Genomic DNA, 16,809 nt, shown 5'->3' on the forward strand with positions numbered 1-16,809 from the left:
TTTTATCAAATAACCCAATGTATTTATTCTATTTTTTCGTTAATTTTATCACTAACCTACACCAACCTTATGAAAACTACCTTTCAGGTCCTAAAAGTCTGTTTGTTATCGCTTCTATTTGTTCAATTTGCCACGGCTCAGCAGCGATATGAACTCAATACAGATTGGTATTGCCATCCAATAAAAGACACTCAAGCAAAAGGCCCAGTACTATCCCAGATTTCCTTCCCACTTCGGGATTGGATGCCAGCCACTGTTCCCGGCACGGTACTCACCACCCTGCTCAACAACGGCAAAGTACCCGATCCCTTCTACGGCCTGAACAATGAAAAAATCAAGGATATTTATGACACGGGAAGGGAACATTATACGTATTGGTTCGTCAACGATTTTACGGAAACCGCCCAAACAGGAGAACAGGTATGGCTGAATTTTAGGGGGATCAATTACAGCGTTGATATTTTTCTCAATGGCCAAAAGGTAAACCAAACTCCATACAAAGGCATGTACCTGCGTAAGCAGTATAACATCACCAAATTTCTCTCCAAGGACGGCAAAAACCGATTGGCAGTATTGGTACATCCAGCTGACCATGTAGGCAATCCCAATGGCGGACAAGGAGGCGACGGCACCATCGCAAAAGGTGTAGCCCTCCAATATACTGCCGGCTGGGACTGGATCCAGCCAGTGCGTGACAGAAACACCGGAATATGGGACAAGGTATTCGTCGAAAAGACCAAGGCTGTCAACCTCAAAAATCCCCACATCGTCACTTTGGTAGACGGTCAGCGTATGCCCGGGGCAAAACAGGATCCTGCCACCATCCAAGTAACCACCGAACTGCAAAACACCCAAGACAAGCCCATCAAGGGAACCCTTCAGTATACCCTAGAAGGAAAAACTGTCAGCACGGAAGTCACGTTAACGTCACAGGAAACAGCAGAAGTAGCTTTGCCCGATCTCACGTTGGAAAACCCAAAGCTCTGGTGGCCGAATGGTTATGGGGAGCAACCCTTATACGATATCGACCTTCAGTTCATCATGGGCGAGGAGATTTCTGACCACGAAAAAGTCACCTTTGGCATACGTGAAATCCAGACGGAATGGAACGATCACACCCGCAGTAAACAGGTCGCTGTCAATGGCCAAAAGATCTTTATCAAAGGAGGCAACTGGATCATTTCTGATGCCATGCTGCGATTTTCGGAAGAAAGGTACGACGCCGAAATCCGCTTTCATAAAGATATGAACCTTAACCTGATCCGTATCTGGGGCGGGGCTTTGCCTGAGCGGCCTGAGTTTTACGAGGCTTGTGACAAGTATGGCATGCTGGTCATTCAGGACTTTTGGATGTCCGGTGACTGTAATGGAAGATGGCTGGACCCGAAGAAAAAAGAAGATCAATGGACGCGCCGGCAATACCCTGATGACCACGGGCTGTTCATCGAATCTGCTGCGGATGTCGTAAAAATGCTTCGAAATCACCCTTCCCTAGCCATGTGGTGCGGAGGAAACGAGATCACCCCTCCTGCTGATATTCTCAAGGCCCTTAAAGAAGACGTCTTGCCAAAACTGGACGGCACGCGCTGGTTTATCGATTATTCCAACTCAGATGAGATGTCCTATAATTTCAAGGGAGGCAATGGCGATGGTCCCTATGGTATTCAGGACATCTCCACCTTCTGGGCAGAAAAAACCTGGCCCTTTAATTCAGAAGTCGGCTCTGTCGGTACAGGTGATGCCGTATCCCTCAAGCGCTTTATTCCAGAAGAAAACCAGGTCATCCCAATCGAAATGGACGGCACGGAAAAGGTGCGGGACGAAGTCTGGAGCTATCATAAATACATCGATTATGGCGATGCCATGGAGCCTTATGGCACTCCATCAGACATGGTGGATTTTGCCACCAAGGCACAATTGGTAAATTATAACCAGTACAGAGGACTAATCGAAGGGTTTTCTGCGCACATGTGGGACTGGTACACGGGGGTGATCATCTGGAAAACACAAAACCCTTGGACTTCCCTACGGGGCCAAATGTATGATTACTACCTGGATCCCAATGCTTGCCTGTACGGATTGCGCACCGGCAGTGAAGTGCTTCATGGGATGTACGATCCCGTTAAGGGCAATATCATGATCGCCAATAATACCTTTGAACAGCAACACGACATCATGCTTCGCGTGACGGCTTATGACATGGAGGGCAACGACCAGCAACTTACACAGGTATTTTGCTATATCGAACCATCCAGCGTCCGCCTGATCATGTCGTTACAACAGCGCATACAAGAACTCAGCGCTGAAAAAGGCATGTTCCTTTCTGTCCAACTGCTCGACACAGAGCAGGAAGTCCTCAGCGACAATTTCTACTGGCTACCAGATGCAGCGGGTAATTACTCCGGCCTACAAAACATGGCCAAAGCTCCTGTCCAAGCAAAAGCCACCAAAATAGCAAAGGATAAAATAAAACTGCAGCTGACCAACCCATCTGGAAATACAGTTTCTTTCTTTAACCGTATTTCCCTCATTGATGCCTCCACAGGAGAACGACTGCTGCCTACCTTCTACAGCGATAACTACGTTTCTTTGGTGCCAGGGGAAGAAAAATCCATCACCCTCACGTATGCTGAGTTGGAAAAGATCAATGCCCAAATTGAAATTGGTGGGTGGAATGCCCCAAAGCAGCTCGTCCAGATTGAATAGATGATTGATCAATCAAGGAAGAGCAGGAAATGATGGTTACATTCACCCCTGCTCTTCCTTAATATTAGATTTCATCAAAAAGCCGCTTCACTTGCAAATCACCAAACCCATAAATGCTCTCCCGCTTGTGGAATTCTTTAAAAACAGGCACAAACTCCTTTGTCCCCAATTCCTTCATAATTTCCAGTAATGCCTCTTTAGGCCTTCCAAGGTGATCTCCTTTGGGAATCCTGGCCAGATGTGCTTCCACCGCAGTAAGAATAAAAGGAAAAACGTCCTCCAATTCCCGTGCACCTTGCCATAGCAATTCACAATCATTAGCTTGGTACCTGTCCCAGAGCTGGGCTATCTTGGCCACCTGCTTGATTTCCATCCGATCCTCAAAAGCCTTCTGGAGCCCCTTTTGATCAAGCCCCGCAAAACCAAGAAAAAGACTCGTCTTTGGCCTGACCAAATACACCTTGCATTGCGGTATTTGGTTAAGCAGTAAATTTACGACAAACCAAAAATTAACTTGACAAAACAGGTCCTCTTCAAACCATAGATAAATGGAAGATCCGGGCGGAATTGAGCTGATTTTTTCCAATTCAGCCACCGTTTTCCTATAGTAGTCCTCTTCCGAAAAACCACCATAAGCGTCGGCGATAAATGCCGCCCTTTTGGCGAAAAAATCTTTTAAATTTTCACTTTTTACCTCACCATCTATCAAACATTCACGCATGACAATCACTTCCCCAGCGACTTCTTTGGGAAAGCGGTCTTTGAGTGCATCGCCATTAAGAATGTGATATTGCCCCTCTATTGGAGTCATCTTTGTGAATGTTGGGCAGTGGAATCGGTCGTTGCTTCTCTCTTCCTAAAAGTCCACTTTACCTTTTTCCAATTGGTAAACAAGGCTGCGAATATCATTTCTATCAGTACGGCCATAATTGAAGTGTTTTTAATTTATTATACGTAAAAGTTAATAATAATTGTTCATTTTATCGGCCACTCAGGGCAAATGCGTCTAGTGTTTCGAAAGGAAATAATTTTCATGGAGGCATTGCTATCATCCGTGCCGCTGGCACTCCTTCTGGAGGCTGGGGAGATGTCAAACCTCCTGCGGATGAATCCGCAGGTTACAACATTCATCGTGCCGCTGGTACTTTGCATCGATTTGTGCATTGGGAATCGCAGTAGCCTAGCTTGCTGAATGTCGAGATAGGCTGAAAGATTGATTAGTTGATTTGGATGCTAAACAGGGTTAAAGAATTTTATGCGTTAGCAACGGAGCATCCTGTTTAATCCGCCTTTGGCGAAGGGTCATGTAGAAGGTGCAGGTGGTCACCTGCACCAAAAATATTTACACACAAAAGGGTGAATTCCATAGGAACGGCAGATATAAATGCTAATAGGAACATTTTTTAAATGCGTTTGCCCTGATCAGCCCAGGGAAATCGCTTTTAACTCCATGAAGTTATTTAATTCAGGCAAAAAGAGTCAGACCGAGCGGACCTGTCTATCATCCACCAGGTAGAGTCGAGGTCCAACGTCTAGCCTTCGACTCCGCTCAGGCTGACATCTCTTTACTAATAGTTTATAAGCGATTTTCCTACTGATCAGCCACTACCTTAATCGTTGGATTAATGCCCAACAGGTCGGTGACCATTTCATCATTATCCACTGGAGCAATGTACAGCTCATCATAGGTATTATACTTCACAATAAGCCCTTTTCTGGCCAATGCTGGCTTGATGCCGACCCATAAGGTTTTTCCTGGTTGGATTTCCTTAATGACAGAGACATCGACCTTTCCCCTCAAAAAACCCGAACGATATATTAACCATCCATTTTCGAGCCTATAGGAAGTGTCCAAATAAGCCCAGCCCACCAAGATCAATGGAGCAAGCATTGGCAAAATCATCGTCGGGCGCTCCATAAAAGTTGCTCTATCCATGACAATCATCATAACTGGCAAGATGATAAATGCGATCAACAAATACCGGATGTATCCGCTTCGGTTTGCTTTATGGATTTTCATATTCCAAGGCTATCTTTTGTTTCTCTTCTCACTATTTTCACAATACGGCTGTAGATGATTTCCGACAAGTTCCAGTTATATCCTTCAAAATCAACCGTATTGGTAAATTGGATGATTACCGTATCGATATCCTTGTGGTATTTTGCGATGGTTTGGTAACCAGGAATCAAGCCCGTATGGTCATACCGGTAAAGGGAGGAATAAATTCCCTGCTCTTTTTCATCCTTGAACATTGTCCCTTCGTTCAGTGCCCTCAAAAACATCCCTAAATCTTCTGCTGTAGCCAATATGGAGTCATTATCATCTGTTTTCAGGTCCCCATCATAACCGACATAATATCCGCTCATGACCTCATCCAGCTCCACATCATGGATCGAGCCAAAGGTGTTCTCAAGATGGAGTGGATCCAGGATTTCCGTCTTGATGTATGCAAAGCGGTCTTGGCCAGTAACTTTTTCGATCAATTCGGCCAAGAGTAAATAATTGGTATTGCTGTATTCAAAATCCTGTCCGGGCTTAAAATCAGCAGGTAAATCCAAGATCAATTCCAACCGGTCTGCATTATTGGCTTTTGGTGCCGCCCAATAATTGAACGTGTCCGTATAATTGGGAATCCCACTTCTGTGCTGCACCAACATGCGTATGGTAATGCTGTCCGCATTTTCGATCCGTCCTTCCAAATTCGGAAAATAATCCACAAGCGTCTTGTCCAAGGACAACCGCCCTTCAGTCACCAATTTGGTAATGGCCACGGCAGTATAAAGCTTACTGACACTGGCGACTTTAAACAGCGCGTGGGGATCTGCGGGAATCTTCTCTTCGGTGTTTTTCCAGCCTGCAGCATAAAAAGCAGGCGGCCTTCCGCCTTCATCCACATATACCACAATACCGTCAAATCCCAGCTCTGTAGCCTTTTCGACCTGTTCTGCTACCGTATCCGGCAAGGGTACTACCCATGCCCAAATCAGGATCCATGGCACATAGAACAGGGAAATAATCGTCCCTATGGCCAAAATCACCCTGACGATTACCTTGATTTTGCTCTTTTTCATCTGTTTTGTTTTGGGAGAATTGACCCAATCTCCCAGAAGTTATTCATTTCATTGCTGGTGACAGGACCTTCCAAAGGTTCGGTCACCCTTTAAAGGCATCCTTCACCTGGGTTTTCCTGATCAATCTTAGTGGAAAAACGCCAACTCACTCCACAAACTGCCCTTATCAGCCAAGACCTCACCTATTGTGCAGGCGAGAGGAGTTTTTCTGGCTCCACCTTTAATAGTAAAAGTAAATACGTCGTTATATCCGTTCATTTTTCAACTCGTCTTATGCATTAGGAATCGTCATAGCCTGTTCCGATAGCTATCGGATAGAACTGAAAGTACAAGAAAATCAGTTAGTTTGGAGATTCGAGAGCACAGCTAGGCGGATCAGGTCTCAAGAGATAGGCTAATGCATATTCCGGGACTGACCACCGTGGAGTGTTACCTGTATTCCGGGTTTTCAAATTCCCAGCGAGCACCATCATCCCAGTCTTCCCTTGAGTTACCATAATTGGGATACCCATTATTGGCTTTTAACATCGCTGCCAAATGGAGTAAATTATAGGTCATAAAAGTGGTATTTCTGTTGGTAAAATTACTATCAAAACCAACAGGAGTATCCAATTTTTCCCCATTCCACTCCTTATCCCCATAGCTTGCTCCTGGCCCTACTTCACCGATCCAGCCGCAATCTGCTTGGGGTGGAATAGAATATCCAAGATGCTGAAGGGAGTAAAGGATGCCCATCGCACAATGCTTCACTCCATCCTCATTGCCCGTAATGACACAGCCGCCTGCTTTACCATAATATATGTACTGCCCTTTGTCATTTTTCATACCACTCATCGCATACAGTCGCTCTATTAACTTCTGGGTAACGGACGACTTCTCTCCGAGCCAAATGGGAGTCCCTATCACTAAAATATCAGCCTCAATAATTCTCTTAAATAAATCCGGCCATTCGTCCTCGTCCCAGTTATGGTCCTTCATGTCCGGATATACACCATTGGCTACTTGATGGTCCACTAACCTAATAAAATCCGTCTGGACATTTTCATTCTTCATGATACGCTGTGAAACCTCCATTAAGGTAGCAGTATGGCTCAGTTGGGGAGACTTTTTCAGGGTACAATTAACAAATACCGCTTTTAAATCACTGAAGTCATTCTTTTTCATATTGTCTATTTTAAAAAAACACTAAACCCGATTTATACAATTTCAGATCGCAAACCTAAAGGCCGTGGCGTAGATAGGCCAATTCATATTTCGCGATAAAGTCCCTCCCCTATCCACTGCAATAGCTTATGTATTAAGATAGTGTTTTTTGCAGACTAAACCATCTGTATGGTAGGTTTTTACAAAAGTCGACCGGTTGAAAAAGGATAAATCTCAACCCGGTTTATGCAAATCCTATTAACCTGAAAAGTTTTCTCATAAAAAATTTCATTTTCAAATGTTCAACAGTGGTAAAACATGAACGTCAGATTTTATATTGTTCTCTGTACTCCGTTGGGCTGAGGCCTTCTTTTTTTTTGAATAATCTCGAAAAATATGGAGGGTATTCAAAACCCAATTCGTAAGCCACTTCAGCAACTGATTTACTGGGATTTAGCAAAATATTCTTGGCCTCATCGATCAGGTACAATTGCAAATGCTCGGTTGACGTTTTTCCTGTTTCTTTTTTAAGTGTATCGCTTAGGTAACGCTGCGAAACCGACAGTTGATTGGCGATTTGTTCTATGCTGGGTATTCCGCTTTCCTGCAATTGCCCAGAATCAAAATAGTCCTCTAACTGCTGATTAAACTGCTCTAACAAATCATTGGAAAGCTCTTTTCGATTGATAAACTGCCTTTCGTAAAAGCGATTGGCGTATTTAAAGAGAGTGCTTAGTTGTGAGATAATAATGTCCTTGCTGAATTCATCATGATTGTTGTGGTATTCAATATCAATACTCTCCACGATCGCCTCCATCTGCTTTTCCTCCTTGGGTGAGAGATGTAGTGCCTCGTTGGCCGAATAAGAAAAGAACCCATATTTCTTAACCTGATGTGCCAACTCCGTCCCTTTGAGAAAATCCTCATGGAAGTTTATCGAAAAGCCTTTTTGCTCAAATACCACGCTGCTATCCCATTGCAGCACTTGTCTTGGGGCTATGAAAATCAATGCACCATTGGTAAAATCATACCGCGTCCGTCCGTAGTTTAAGTCCCCTTTGACGATTTTTTTCAAGCTTATAGAATAGCAATCGTTGGTGATTGGCGGAGAGCTTGCTTTTGGGCAAGGCAAAAAACCCTCGCCCACGGCAGAAAACACACTCAACATCGGATGCTCTGGACGCGGAAGTTCTAGGTAATCCAAATAGGCGGACAATGTTTTAAAATGCTGCATTTTATTTTTTCAACTCTTTATCTGCTTTCAATAGTTGTTTTTGGTAAGCTTCAATTCTGCCATGCGCAGTCCCGTCAATCAACAAAATAACAACCAACATGGCAATAGCTGTAATCATACTGGCACGCCAAATAGGCGAGTTTACAAATAAAATAACGAGGGAACACACCGCAATTATAATGGGAACGGCCGTAAAAACGACGTTTTTATATTCTTTTAAAGTACTTTCGGAACGTACGAGTTCTGAATCCACAAAGGCAGCAGCATCACTATTAAAGGCCTTTTCGAACTGTGTAATCCTTGATTTATTCGTAAAAAACAGCCCTAGCCCAATTATTAACAGTAATGTCCCTGCCACCAATGTTGGAATAATGTAGGCTCTGGCTATATCGGTTTTTCCCAATTGCCAAAACCCAAGGCCTGCCGCCATAAACCCCACTCCAAAAAGAATGAAAAATGGTGTTGAAAAAAGCTCGGCTTTTGCCCAATCTATTGATGCTTTTAAAATATCCATGATTTGTGTATTGATTCGCACTATGCATTGGCCACACCTTCCTCCAGAAGCAGACAGGCCGGCGCACAGGGTCCTGGTCCGAAAGCTACCGCATACGTTATTATACTGATCCACCGAGACAGGCCACACTACCACTAATGCACAGTGCGGGTTTAAGATGTACTAATTTATAAATTCCACTTTAATCCTGTCGCTTTTTCGGATACTTCCCACAGTTTTTCTGCTATAGCTTTATCTTTTGCGTGGGCTTCCAGTATGCATTCTCCTACTGGGCCAGTCCAGTAATTTTTTCCAGTAGGGCCATAAAAGCTACCTTGGTCTAAATTTGGTTCTGTGGCACACATTAATTCAGGGTAAGAACCTTTTTCAGCCGACTGTACCAATGGAGATAACTTCATCAGTTGCCAAATGAAACGTGTCATTAAGCTACCGCTCGTTTTGATCAGTGATGTTCTTGAGGCGCCAGGATGACAAGCATAGACTTGTACATCAGTCTTGCCCGCCTTTTTCAACCTCTCTTGTAACTCATAGGCGGTCATTATCTGCGCTAATTTACTCTGGCTATAGGCATCATTTCCAGTGTAGCCATTGTCCCAGTTCATATCCTCAAACTTGATGGTTTTAATGCCCATTTTATAGCCTTCACTGCCTACAACCACTATGCGTCCTTTGGATTTTTGAATCAATGGAAAAAGCAGTGCTTGTAGTGCAAAATGCCCATAGTGGTTTACACCAAGCTGACTTTCAAATCCATCAACCGTAAGCTTCCGATCGGGCACTTGTGCAATGGCACCATTACATATCAATGCATCGATACGTGGCACTTTTTCAAGTACCTCTGCCGCTGCTTTTCGTACAGAAGCTTGTTCTGCCAAATCCATGAGAATAAATGTGGTTTCTATATCATTGCCCAATTCATTTTTTAAGGTCGAAATGACTTCCGCAGATTTTTTAGCATTACGGTTTAGCATCACCACTTTTGCTCCCTTGGACAGCAATATGCGGGAAGCTTCAAACCCAGTACCACTTGTAGTCCCCGTTATGAGGTATGTTTTGCCCTTGAGTGATCCAATTCTCTCTGGTGTCCATCCCTTTTTTCCAAATTGATTTTTAGTGCTCATCTCTGTTTTATATGTTGTTGATACAAAGATCAGTACAAAATCCAGGACCTGACTTATACAGAATTGCGAATGATAGATACTTTTTGGTTTTACTTAGCCCAGTATATTGATTTCATTCCAATAGTACTTTTTCTTTCTTGGGATATTTCACCTCATAGCTTAGGTCCAATTCCCTTTGTTGTTGAGGTTGAAGTTCAAGTTCCCATGTCACTTCGCCAGTTTTTTCGTCCAGTTTACCGTTCGAAAGCTCAATAGGTGATACAGAAATGTCGCTAATTGCTGCGACTGGAAGCTGATCGAAAAGTGTCAAATTGATGTTCTGGGATTTTTTGTTCCGAACAACAATCTCATATCCTCGACTTTCGATCTTATTGCTACCAATCGTTCTTCGCTTGGTAAATTCATCAACCTTTTCACGGCCAATTACGATGCTCTTGTCTCTTCCCAATGAAATGTTTAAGGTATCATCCATTGAGCGAGCATCGAGGATCGATCGGCCTACATAAGCGTCCTCAAAATATAAATTCGCCTCCCCCTCAAGTAAGTTGTACTGGTCCCAATTGATTACCCGGGCAATTAGGAAAGCATCCAAATCAAGTTTAGGGACGGCATAATATTCATAGATTGTTTCTATTTGATAACTGTTCAGATCAACTGAAAGCTTTTCACCGTTTGACTTTATAGAATAGGGTTCATCTACTTCAAACTCCACAGTTGTTTGATTTTCTATTGTAGAGGTCGTAATCACATCAGCCTCACGAGCGACGCTACTTGCTCCTCGTATTCTGATACCAGCACTCTTTCCCTGAAGTTCATTAGGTGCACCATATCCCGTGACAACAATTTCTTCCAAGGCCATTACATCAGGTTCCAGCCTAGCATTGATTTTCTGTGAAGTTATTGGCAATTCCTGTGACACATATCCGACAAAAGATATGGCCAAATGAGTCACCCCATTAGGGAGAGTCAAAGAATAATTACCATCTATATCCGTAACTGTCCCTACAGTGGTGCCTTTCACTTGTACAGCTACGCCAGGTAGTGGCAGGCCATTTTCGTCTACTATTACGCCAGAAACATTTCGCACTGAATTAGAGATCATTCCATAGGCTGATCGGTTTAGGATCGTATTGCGGGCATAGTTTAAATGCCACGTTTCTAGTTCAGGGGCAACCCCGCTTTGATTTGGATCACCATTTGATAGTTTTAGTCTGACATTCTCCCAATCCACTCCAGTATTTTGGTAAATATCTGCTTTGTATTTTAGTTCCAATGGCAGATCGACACTGGCAACTCTCACGTCGTATTTGGGATACCAACCAACATTGGAGACTAAATAGGAGATCTTGAAATCACCGCTGACCTTGCTCTTGGAGTCTATCCTTATTTCAATTTCGCTTGTTGGTAATCCATCGTTTCCTTGTACGCTGGAGATTTCTTGTTTGATTTTATCTTGTTCCTTGTTCAGTTCCTTGATTCTGAGTCTAGTCTCGATTTCATCTGTTTTGATAGATGTCAGTTCTCGGTCATAAAACTCAATGGCCTGCTTAATTTGGGTTAATGAAGCTCCAGAAGTTTCTCCTCCTAGGTTTTTATTTTTATCAAGAAGACTTTGCTTTTCTGAAAGTATTTGAAGTCTTGATTCAGCTGTAGAAACTTCATGCTCTATCGATTCTATCTCCTTTTTTAGGCTGTCTATTTTCTCATCTTTTTTTAATGAGTTAAGGTAGTTAAGCTTATGGTTCACAGACAATATTGTAAAATCACCCGTTGCTTTCACTTGGACGCTTTTGTCATCTATATGTGGAGAAAGTGATTTTATAAGCACCATTGATTTTCCTGGAGGGATATCAAGGTCTCCACTACGGCTGATTAGTCCGCCTTTGACATAAATGGTCACTTGATCAATTTTGGTTTTGAGCTCCCTTTCGGTGAAGGATTGTGAAAAAGTTTGATGAGCCAGAAGCAATGCAAATAGTGTAAGGTATTTCATGATCTCTTTCTTTATGAGATGGAAGATAACTCTAAACTCCAATAAATGGACAAAAATATTTTCTTTGAAAAGCAATACATACCATTAAACACATGGTTTATTTTGTTTTTTTCGCACCTAATCTACCAAATACGAATTAAAAATACGAAAGGGGCATACCTTGGTATATCACTATTTATAAACCGTGTAAGGTGGCTTTTTTATTCCGTAATATTTCTCAATTCACTTCTGAAGTTATCTTTATCAATCAATTTCCCGAAAAACAAACTATTCGCTTGATCCTTGATATCAATAGCTTTTTGCAACGTATCAAATTCTGTGTTCTCAGTTCTTCATTTTCTGGAAAATCCCACTCAACTCTGTTCACCATTTGGGCAAACGATGTCTTACCTAAAAGTAGTAATATGATTATTATCCCTCTCATTTTTCAGCTTGTTGCCAGTGGTATCGGTTAAGAATAGTTGCGGGGTTTAACATGAAACTTTGCAGGTTCGCTCCAAACAGAATATCCACTTCTCAATAGTTATCAACGCTCAGGAATAGCGAGAACAAGCAATTACTTAAGGTCATTATTGGCAATTGGTCCTATTTCTTCAGTCCCTCTTATTAGTATTTCCTTCCTTTTTTTTAGGTTTTCGGCCGTTTTTGTCTTTAGCCTAATCAGATTGACTTCTGTATTTTCAGATGTTTTTACTTTTTGAACAATAATTGATAATATAAAATTTTCATCTACTAAAGTTCTGTCTTTGCTATTTTCTATGATCTTTTCGTCAATTTGATAGATAATGGGATTTTCATTCAATTCTAAATATTTATCGCAAAGCCCTTCCAATGTCAGGAAATTTGGTTTGTAATCAGATTTCATCTTTATTAAAACCTTTCCGTAATATTCATTGCCATCTATTTCATATTTCTCTTTTTTGATTTCCAATGTCTCCGTTTTATCAGGACTTATAAAACTCAAAACTTCTAGATTTCCAATAAACTTTTCGTCTATAAAGACCCCTACTGGTTTTTGGCCGGATTGAAATTCACTTGAGTTGTCTGAATAAAAAACGTTCACTTCTGAGCCCTCTGGTTTATCAGTGGACTTTTCAGAAATACCCTGGCAAAATGAATTAAATGTCAGGAAAAATAATAGAAATGCAAAAATGGCTCTCATGTTCAATTATTTATGATTCAAATTTAGACTTTGCTTAGGCATATTAAAATCGAAAATGAGCGATGGATGTTTTTCAGCCTCTAATAAGAACCTCTGCGGTTTTGTGCAACAGTTATTTTTTATTCTTCAGTTTCTCTTTTCGTTTTGCTATTTTGCCCAATTTAAACTCTCTACGTTGTTTGGTTATTTCATAAAGGACAATGCCTGTTGAAGTCCCCAAGTTCAGGCTTTCAATTATTCCGTACATTGGGATATTAATACAAGCTTTGCTATTTTTTACAGCCCTTTCGCTAATTCCTCTTGACTCGTTTCCGAACCAAACAGCAAGCTTCATTTTAGTATATTTCCCTTCATGTAGTACGATGTTCTTTTGTCCTTTCAGGTGAGGAGATGTGACCATTGACACAAACCCATTTTTGTCCAAATGATCAATGCATCCTTCTGTGCTACTAAACTTCTTAACAAATGACCATTTAATAGCAGAACCCGATGTTTTGGTGAGCATTACGTCAGTCCTCATTTCTTGCCAATCGTCAGGAACCTTATCTCGACTATCGATGATGTAGAGCTTTTCAACTCCTAAGGCATTGATATTTCGAATTGTTCTTCCAATATTTTTATAGTCTTGAGGTTCTTCTAGGACAGCGATCAAATTTTTACAACGAAATTCCTTTATCGCACCAGCTTTCTTGCGAAGAGAACTCTTTTCTTTCGTCTCGTTGTTTTTCATTTCTTATTAGTGTGGCTAGCGGTCTGGTCTGTTTATAACCGTCAGATACGAGTAAATATACAGAAAGATTTTACGAGTAACAGACGTTAGCAATTACGAGCGGATTCGCACGTAGTGGAATCCGCCGTAATTACGGTTATACCATGTGTTCTAAGGAAATTCCTTTTTGGTTTATAAAATCCAGTCTCCTTCTTCTTTATTGTTTTACTAGAAATATTTCCCAGTCTAAAATCCCTTTAATTCAAATTCTATATAGTTAAATGTACTTCTATTGTAGGTAATATTGGTATAAACTACACCATAGTAATACGTGCCATTTTCCCAGTCCTTACCTTCAGTAATTGGATTTGGCTCCGGAACATTATTGTCTTCAGTAGCACCTACTTCAAGAGGAAGACCATAATTCCAATGGCCGGTATCCCTATTGTTTTTCAATGTCATAACTTCTTCGTCACCCGAATGCTCCACTACTTCTGTAACAATAGCTTTAGAAAAATCGATAGCTTCTATCGTCTCAGGTTTATGGTTATGGCTCTTTTTTATTAGTAAGCTATACATAATTCCATCACCTTTAATCCCCCCTATTTGTATCGCTGACCAGATAGATTCATCTTTCCTAAAAAAAGCACCATCAGCGTCTCTGAATTCACCATTATTATAAAAATTATTAAAACCTCCGTTACCGTCCACATCAATTTTGTCTATCCCAAACACGCTTATATGTGGGTTTACCTCAGGGTAGTCGGAAGCGTCAATTAAATCGATACTGCTAATTTCTTCTAGGCTTGTTCCATTTTGGTCTACAACTGTAATGATAAAGTTATAGCTACCTTTGGCGGCATCTGTTGGTATGTCAAAATGTTGATGAATTTTAGGGTTTTTCAATCCTTTATATTTATCCCATATCTTTTCAAAAGACCAATCGTGAGAATAAGTTTCATCGATTTTTTGCTCCATATTTATTTTAACCATTTCCACTTTATCCCCTGCAATTATTTCTGCGTTAAAATGAAAATCCTCTCCAATTACTCCAAGCTCATTATTGTGAAGCCCCACCTCTATATTAGACACAGTTGGTAAAGGCAACTCTATTTCAGTGTCATCATGGATACAAGAAGTAAGATTCAGAATTGGAAATAAGAGTAATACGTGTAGTTTTAAGTTTAATTTCATTCTGTTTTGTGTTTAAATTAGCTATGCTTTTATATACAAAATAATGGATGTTAGCTATTAGTTTTTTCACGAACGAATAGTTAACACCTCAATTATGCAATAATGTTGCATTATACTAAAAAACCTCCGTTTATAACGGAGGTTTTTTATTTAATTCATAACACATACACTTTTCATATCCGGGATATTCCCTGCATTTCAAAAGCTTAATGTTGATTACAGCGATGCTGGGACATGCATTCGTCTCTACATATATGACTGGAAAATAACAATGCACCAAAATCGGTAAATAGGAATACACCATTTTTGGCAACAATAATACACCAATAAGTTTCCCACTGGGGCATGCCCCAGTGGGAAACTGCACTAATTTGCTAGTCTACCAAAACTAGCACTTTATGAATGTGTATTTGAAAAAATTTATGGTTTATTTTGAGATCCACCGCCTTCACCGGGGAGCTTTGGGCCAGTATAGAGGGCGGGAGGAGCGAAAACGCAAAAACCTTATCAGATTGGGGGTAGACCAAGACCAAGCCTATGCTTGAAGCCGTACCAGAAAAGGAGGGCAGTGGCTCAAAGCCCAATTCTGATCACGACTATCACTTTGTCACGCCTGAGAAGAAAGGGAATGGTGTGTGAGCCTCAACCTGAGCCAGTTGGCTCAGGTCGGGCTACTCGACTGTAGAGCGTTTTTTTATTCCATTTCTTCTATCGGTATTTGATTTTTTGAGTTGCTTATCAAAACTGCATAATCAATAAAGTCCGTAGTTGGTTTATTTTTCAGGGTTTTTCTATTGCTTTTCTTTAAAAACAATTTGACCTCAATTAAGTCTGTTCCTTTTTTATATGGAGAGTTTTCACCGTTCAGTTTGAACAAGGTAACGTCCGATAGTTTTGTCTTCTTTAGGTTTTTTATGCCTTTAAAATATTCTTTCCAATAATCTCCAATACCAAAGCCTTTCTCTACCGTGTAAGCTTCGTAATCTCCATTATCATCATAAATTTTATCCCAAAGCACCTCACTTTTAGTCAAGTAGCCCATAACAGTTATGACATTATTTCTATCGTAAACATTTTGTTCAATAATTCTTGTAAAGAAAGGAGCTGAATTTTCTTCACGTTGCTTTTCTATGTGAAAAAATCCGTATTTAAAAAATTGCTTTTTATTTCCTAAAGTAAAGATGTTTTTTAGGTATACATAATTGTCAAAAATTATTTCTTCCCGTCCTTTTTCTGTGTCAAAATTATATTTGAAATTTTTTAGAATATGATGGAAACTTATGGTGTCTGAAATCTGAATGGAGTAAACGCTTTTGTTTTCTTCGTAATCGCTTATGAAGTTTTTTAGAAGTTCTGTAGTTTCTTTATTTCGAGTGCTGAAATTGATTTCTTTGTTATCAAATTTTGTTTGCAGTGCTGTTTTTAGTTTCCAATTTTGAACTTTATCAATCAAAAGTAAAATGTGTTTTATAGGAAATTGATATTCAGCAATAGCATCAAAACCAAGAACTTTTATAGGATTTTGGGGATAAGTTTTATTCAGTAGCCTTAATTTTTTCCAATGTTCAAATGTTTCAACTGTTCCTTCTTGATTAACGATGGTTTGGAATGCCAATGTCAATTCTCTTAGAAGCTCTTCGTTTCCTGTTTCTAAATATTGTTGAAAGAAAAATGCTTGACTATAACTTGTTTCGGGAATATAGTAGTCAATCAAGCCTTGTTTTTTTAAACTTTTAATTAGCAAAATTTCGGCTTCATAAGTTTTGGCACTTCCGTGATAAGCGCCAAATCCCATGATATTAAAATCTTTTTGAGGGAATTCAAATTCTGTCGAGGTTAAATCAAATCGATTGTTTTTTAAATATTCTTTTTTTGACTGTCCAAAAGTTAGAATAGATGAAATGCTAAAAAGGAGAATTAAAATTTTGCTCATTATTTTTTTATTTGGTCTTCGTTCTGTT

At 40.5% G+C, this 16,809-nt stretch carries 15 protein-coding genes; 3 read left to right on the plus strand and 12 right to left on the minus strand.

The features are described from left to right. Positions 1–69 precede the first annotated feature (69 nt). Positions 70–2,706, plus strand: coding sequence for a glycoside hydrolase family 2 protein (locus DN752_RS02690; RefSeq protein ID WP_112782556.1), 2,637 nt, complete (start codon positions 70–72; stop codon positions 2,704–2,706). Between the two features lie 64 nt (positions 2,707–2,770). Here DN752_RS02690 and DN752_RS02695 read toward each other — a convergent pair whose 3' ends face one another. From DN752_RS02695 to DN752_RS02730, 8 genes are all read right to left on the minus strand, one after another. Then, positions 2,771–3,517, minus strand: a complete 747-nt coding sequence (locus tag DN752_RS02695; RefSeq protein WP_112782557.1) for a DUF1835 domain-containing protein — start codon at positions 3,515–3,517, stop codon at positions 2,771–2,773. A 780-nt stretch (positions 3,518–4,297) separates the two neighbouring features. Then, the gene (locus DN752_RS02700) at positions 4,298–4,726 is read right to left on the minus strand and encodes a PH domain-containing protein (protein WP_112782558.1); all 429 of its coding nucleotides are present in this window, start codon (positions 4,724–4,726) and stop codon (positions 4,298–4,300) included. Continuing rightward, positions 4,723–5,778 (minus strand): serine hydrolase domain-containing protein, encoded by a 1,056-nt coding sequence (locus tag DN752_RS02705; protein WP_112782559.1) that lies wholly within the window; start codon positions 5,776–5,778, stop codon positions 4,723–4,725. The genes DN752_RS02700 and DN752_RS02705 overlap by 4 nt, the downstream gene beginning before the upstream one ends. A gap of 429 nt (positions 5,779–6,207) precedes the next feature. Next, entirely contained in the window at positions 6,208–6,942 is a 735-nt protein-coding gene (locus tag DN752_RS02710) for a flavodoxin family protein (RefSeq protein WP_112782560.1), read from the minus strand. 304 nt (positions 6,943–7,246) lie between these two features. Next, on the minus strand, positions 7,247–8,155 hold the full coding sequence (locus tag DN752_RS02715; RefSeq protein WP_112782561.1) for a helix-turn-helix domain-containing protein: 909 nt from the start codon (positions 8,153–8,155) through the stop codon (positions 7,247–7,249). Between the two features lies 1 nt (position 8,156). Then, positions 8,157–8,669, minus strand: coding sequence for a hypothetical protein (locus DN752_RS02720; protein WP_112782562.1), 513 nt, complete (start codon positions 8,667–8,669; stop codon positions 8,157–8,159). A 167-nt stretch (positions 8,670–8,836) separates the two neighbouring features. After that, complete coding sequence (locus DN752_RS02725; protein ID WP_112782563.1) at positions 8,837–9,790, minus strand: SDR family oxidoreductase; 954 nt, start codon at positions 9,788–9,790, stop codon at positions 8,837–8,839. A gap of 112 nt (positions 9,791–9,902) precedes the next feature. After that, complete coding sequence (locus DN752_RS02730; protein WP_112782564.1) at positions 9,903–11,783, minus strand: mucoidy inhibitor MuiA family protein; 1,881 nt, start codon at positions 11,781–11,783, stop codon at positions 9,903–9,905. A gap of 191 nt (positions 11,784–11,974) precedes the next feature. On the opposite strand from DN752_RS02730, the gene DN752_RS24335 reads away from it, so the two are divergent. Beyond that, a complete protein-coding gene (locus DN752_RS24335; RefSeq protein WP_162633082.1) occupies positions 11,975–12,238 on the plus strand; it encodes a hypothetical protein in 264 nt (87 codons plus the stop codon). A gap of 101 nt (positions 12,239–12,339) precedes the next feature. Here the strand turns inward: DN752_RS24335 and DN752_RS02740 are convergent, their stop codons facing one another. The 3 genes from DN752_RS02740 to DN752_RS02750 form a co-directional block, all read right to left on the minus strand. Next, on the minus strand, positions 12,340–12,945 hold the full coding sequence (locus DN752_RS02740) for a hypothetical protein (protein WP_112782566.1): 606 nt from the start codon (positions 12,943–12,945) through the stop codon (positions 12,340–12,342). Positions 12,946–13,057: 112 nt separating this feature from the next. Then, positions 13,058–13,675, minus strand: a complete 618-nt coding sequence (locus tag DN752_RS02745) for a TrmH family RNA methyltransferase (protein WP_112782567.1) — start codon at positions 13,673–13,675, stop codon at positions 13,058–13,060. Positions 13,676–13,900: 225 nt separating this feature from the next. After that, positions 13,901–14,848 carry a DUF4625 domain-containing protein gene (locus tag DN752_RS02750; protein WP_112782568.1) on the minus strand — a complete coding sequence of 316 codons (948 nt, stop codon included), beginning with the start codon at positions 14,846–14,848 and terminating at the stop codon, positions 13,901–13,903. 398 nt (positions 14,849–15,246) lie between these two features. Here DN752_RS02750 and DN752_RS24835 point away from each other — a divergent pair, with 398 nt between their 5' ends. Then, positions 15,247–15,393 (plus strand): hypothetical protein, encoded by a 147-nt coding sequence (locus DN752_RS24835; RefSeq protein ID WP_245949434.1) that lies wholly within the window; start codon positions 15,247–15,249, stop codon positions 15,391–15,393. A gap of 149 nt (positions 15,394–15,542) precedes the next feature. On the opposite strand, the gene DN752_RS02760 is transcribed toward DN752_RS24835, so the two are convergent. Beyond that, positions 15,543–16,781, minus strand: coding sequence for a hypothetical protein (locus tag DN752_RS02760; RefSeq protein WP_162633083.1), 1,239 nt, complete (start codon positions 16,779–16,781; stop codon positions 15,543–15,545). Positions 16,782–16,809: the final 28 nt, after the last annotated feature.

The organism is Echinicola strongylocentroti (genome assembly GCF_003260975.1).
Taxonomy (GTDB): Bacteria; Bacteroidota; Bacteroidia; order Cytophagales; family Cyclobacteriaceae; genus Echinicola; species Echinicola strongylocentroti.

Bases quoted from the DNA above. Each gene is read 5' to 3' on its own strand.
- DN752_RS02725 (WP_112782563.1), bottom strand. From the start codon at position 9,790: ATGAGCACTAAAAATCAATTTGGAAAAAAGGGATGGACACCAGAGAGA.
- DN752_RS02695 (WP_112782557.1), bottom strand. From the start codon at position 3,517: ATGACTCCAATAGAGGGGCAATATCACATTCTTAATGGCGATGCACTC.
- DN752_RS02715 (WP_112782561.1), bottom strand. From the start codon at position 8,155: ATGCAGCATTTTAAAACATTGTCCGCCTATTTGGATTACCTAGAACTT.
- DN752_RS02745 (WP_112782567.1), bottom strand. From the start codon at position 13,675: ATGAAAAACAACGAGACGAAAGAAAAGAGTTCTCTTCGCAAGAAAGCT.
- DN752_RS02740 (WP_112782566.1), bottom strand. From the start codon at position 12,945: ATGAGAGCCATTTTTGCATTTCTATTATTTTTCCTGACATTTAATTCA.
- DN752_RS24835 (WP_245949434.1), top strand. From the start codon at position 15,247: ATGAATGTGTATTTGAAAAAATTTATGGTTTATTTTGAGATCCACCGC.
- DN752_RS02690 (WP_112782556.1), top strand. From the start codon at position 70: ATGAAAACTACCTTTCAGGTCCTAAAAGTCTGTTTGTTATCGCTTCTA.
- DN752_RS02730 (WP_112782564.1), bottom strand. From the start codon at position 11,783: ATGAAATACCTTACACTATTTGCATTGCTTCTGGCTCATCAAACTTTT.
- DN752_RS02700 (WP_112782558.1), bottom strand. From the start codon at position 4,726: ATGAAAATCCATAAAGCAAACCGAAGCGGATACATCCGGTATTTGTTG.
- DN752_RS02720 (WP_112782562.1), bottom strand. From the start codon at position 8,669: ATGGATATTTTAAAAGCATCAATAGATTGGGCAAAAGCCGAGCTTTTT.
- DN752_RS02705 (WP_112782559.1), bottom strand. From the start codon at position 5,778: ATGAAAAAGAGCAAAATCAAGGTAATCGTCAGGGTGATTTTGGCCATA.
- DN752_RS02710 (WP_112782560.1), bottom strand. From the start codon at position 6,942: ATGAAAAAGAATGACTTCAGTGATTTAAAAGCGGTATTTGTTAATTGT.
- DN752_RS02760 (WP_162633083.1), bottom strand. From the start codon at position 16,781: ATGAGCAAAATTTTAATTCTCCTTTTTAGCATTTCATCTATTCTAACT.
- DN752_RS02750 (WP_112782568.1), bottom strand. From the start codon at position 14,848: ATGAAATTAAACTTAAAACTACACGTATTACTCTTATTTCCAATTCTG.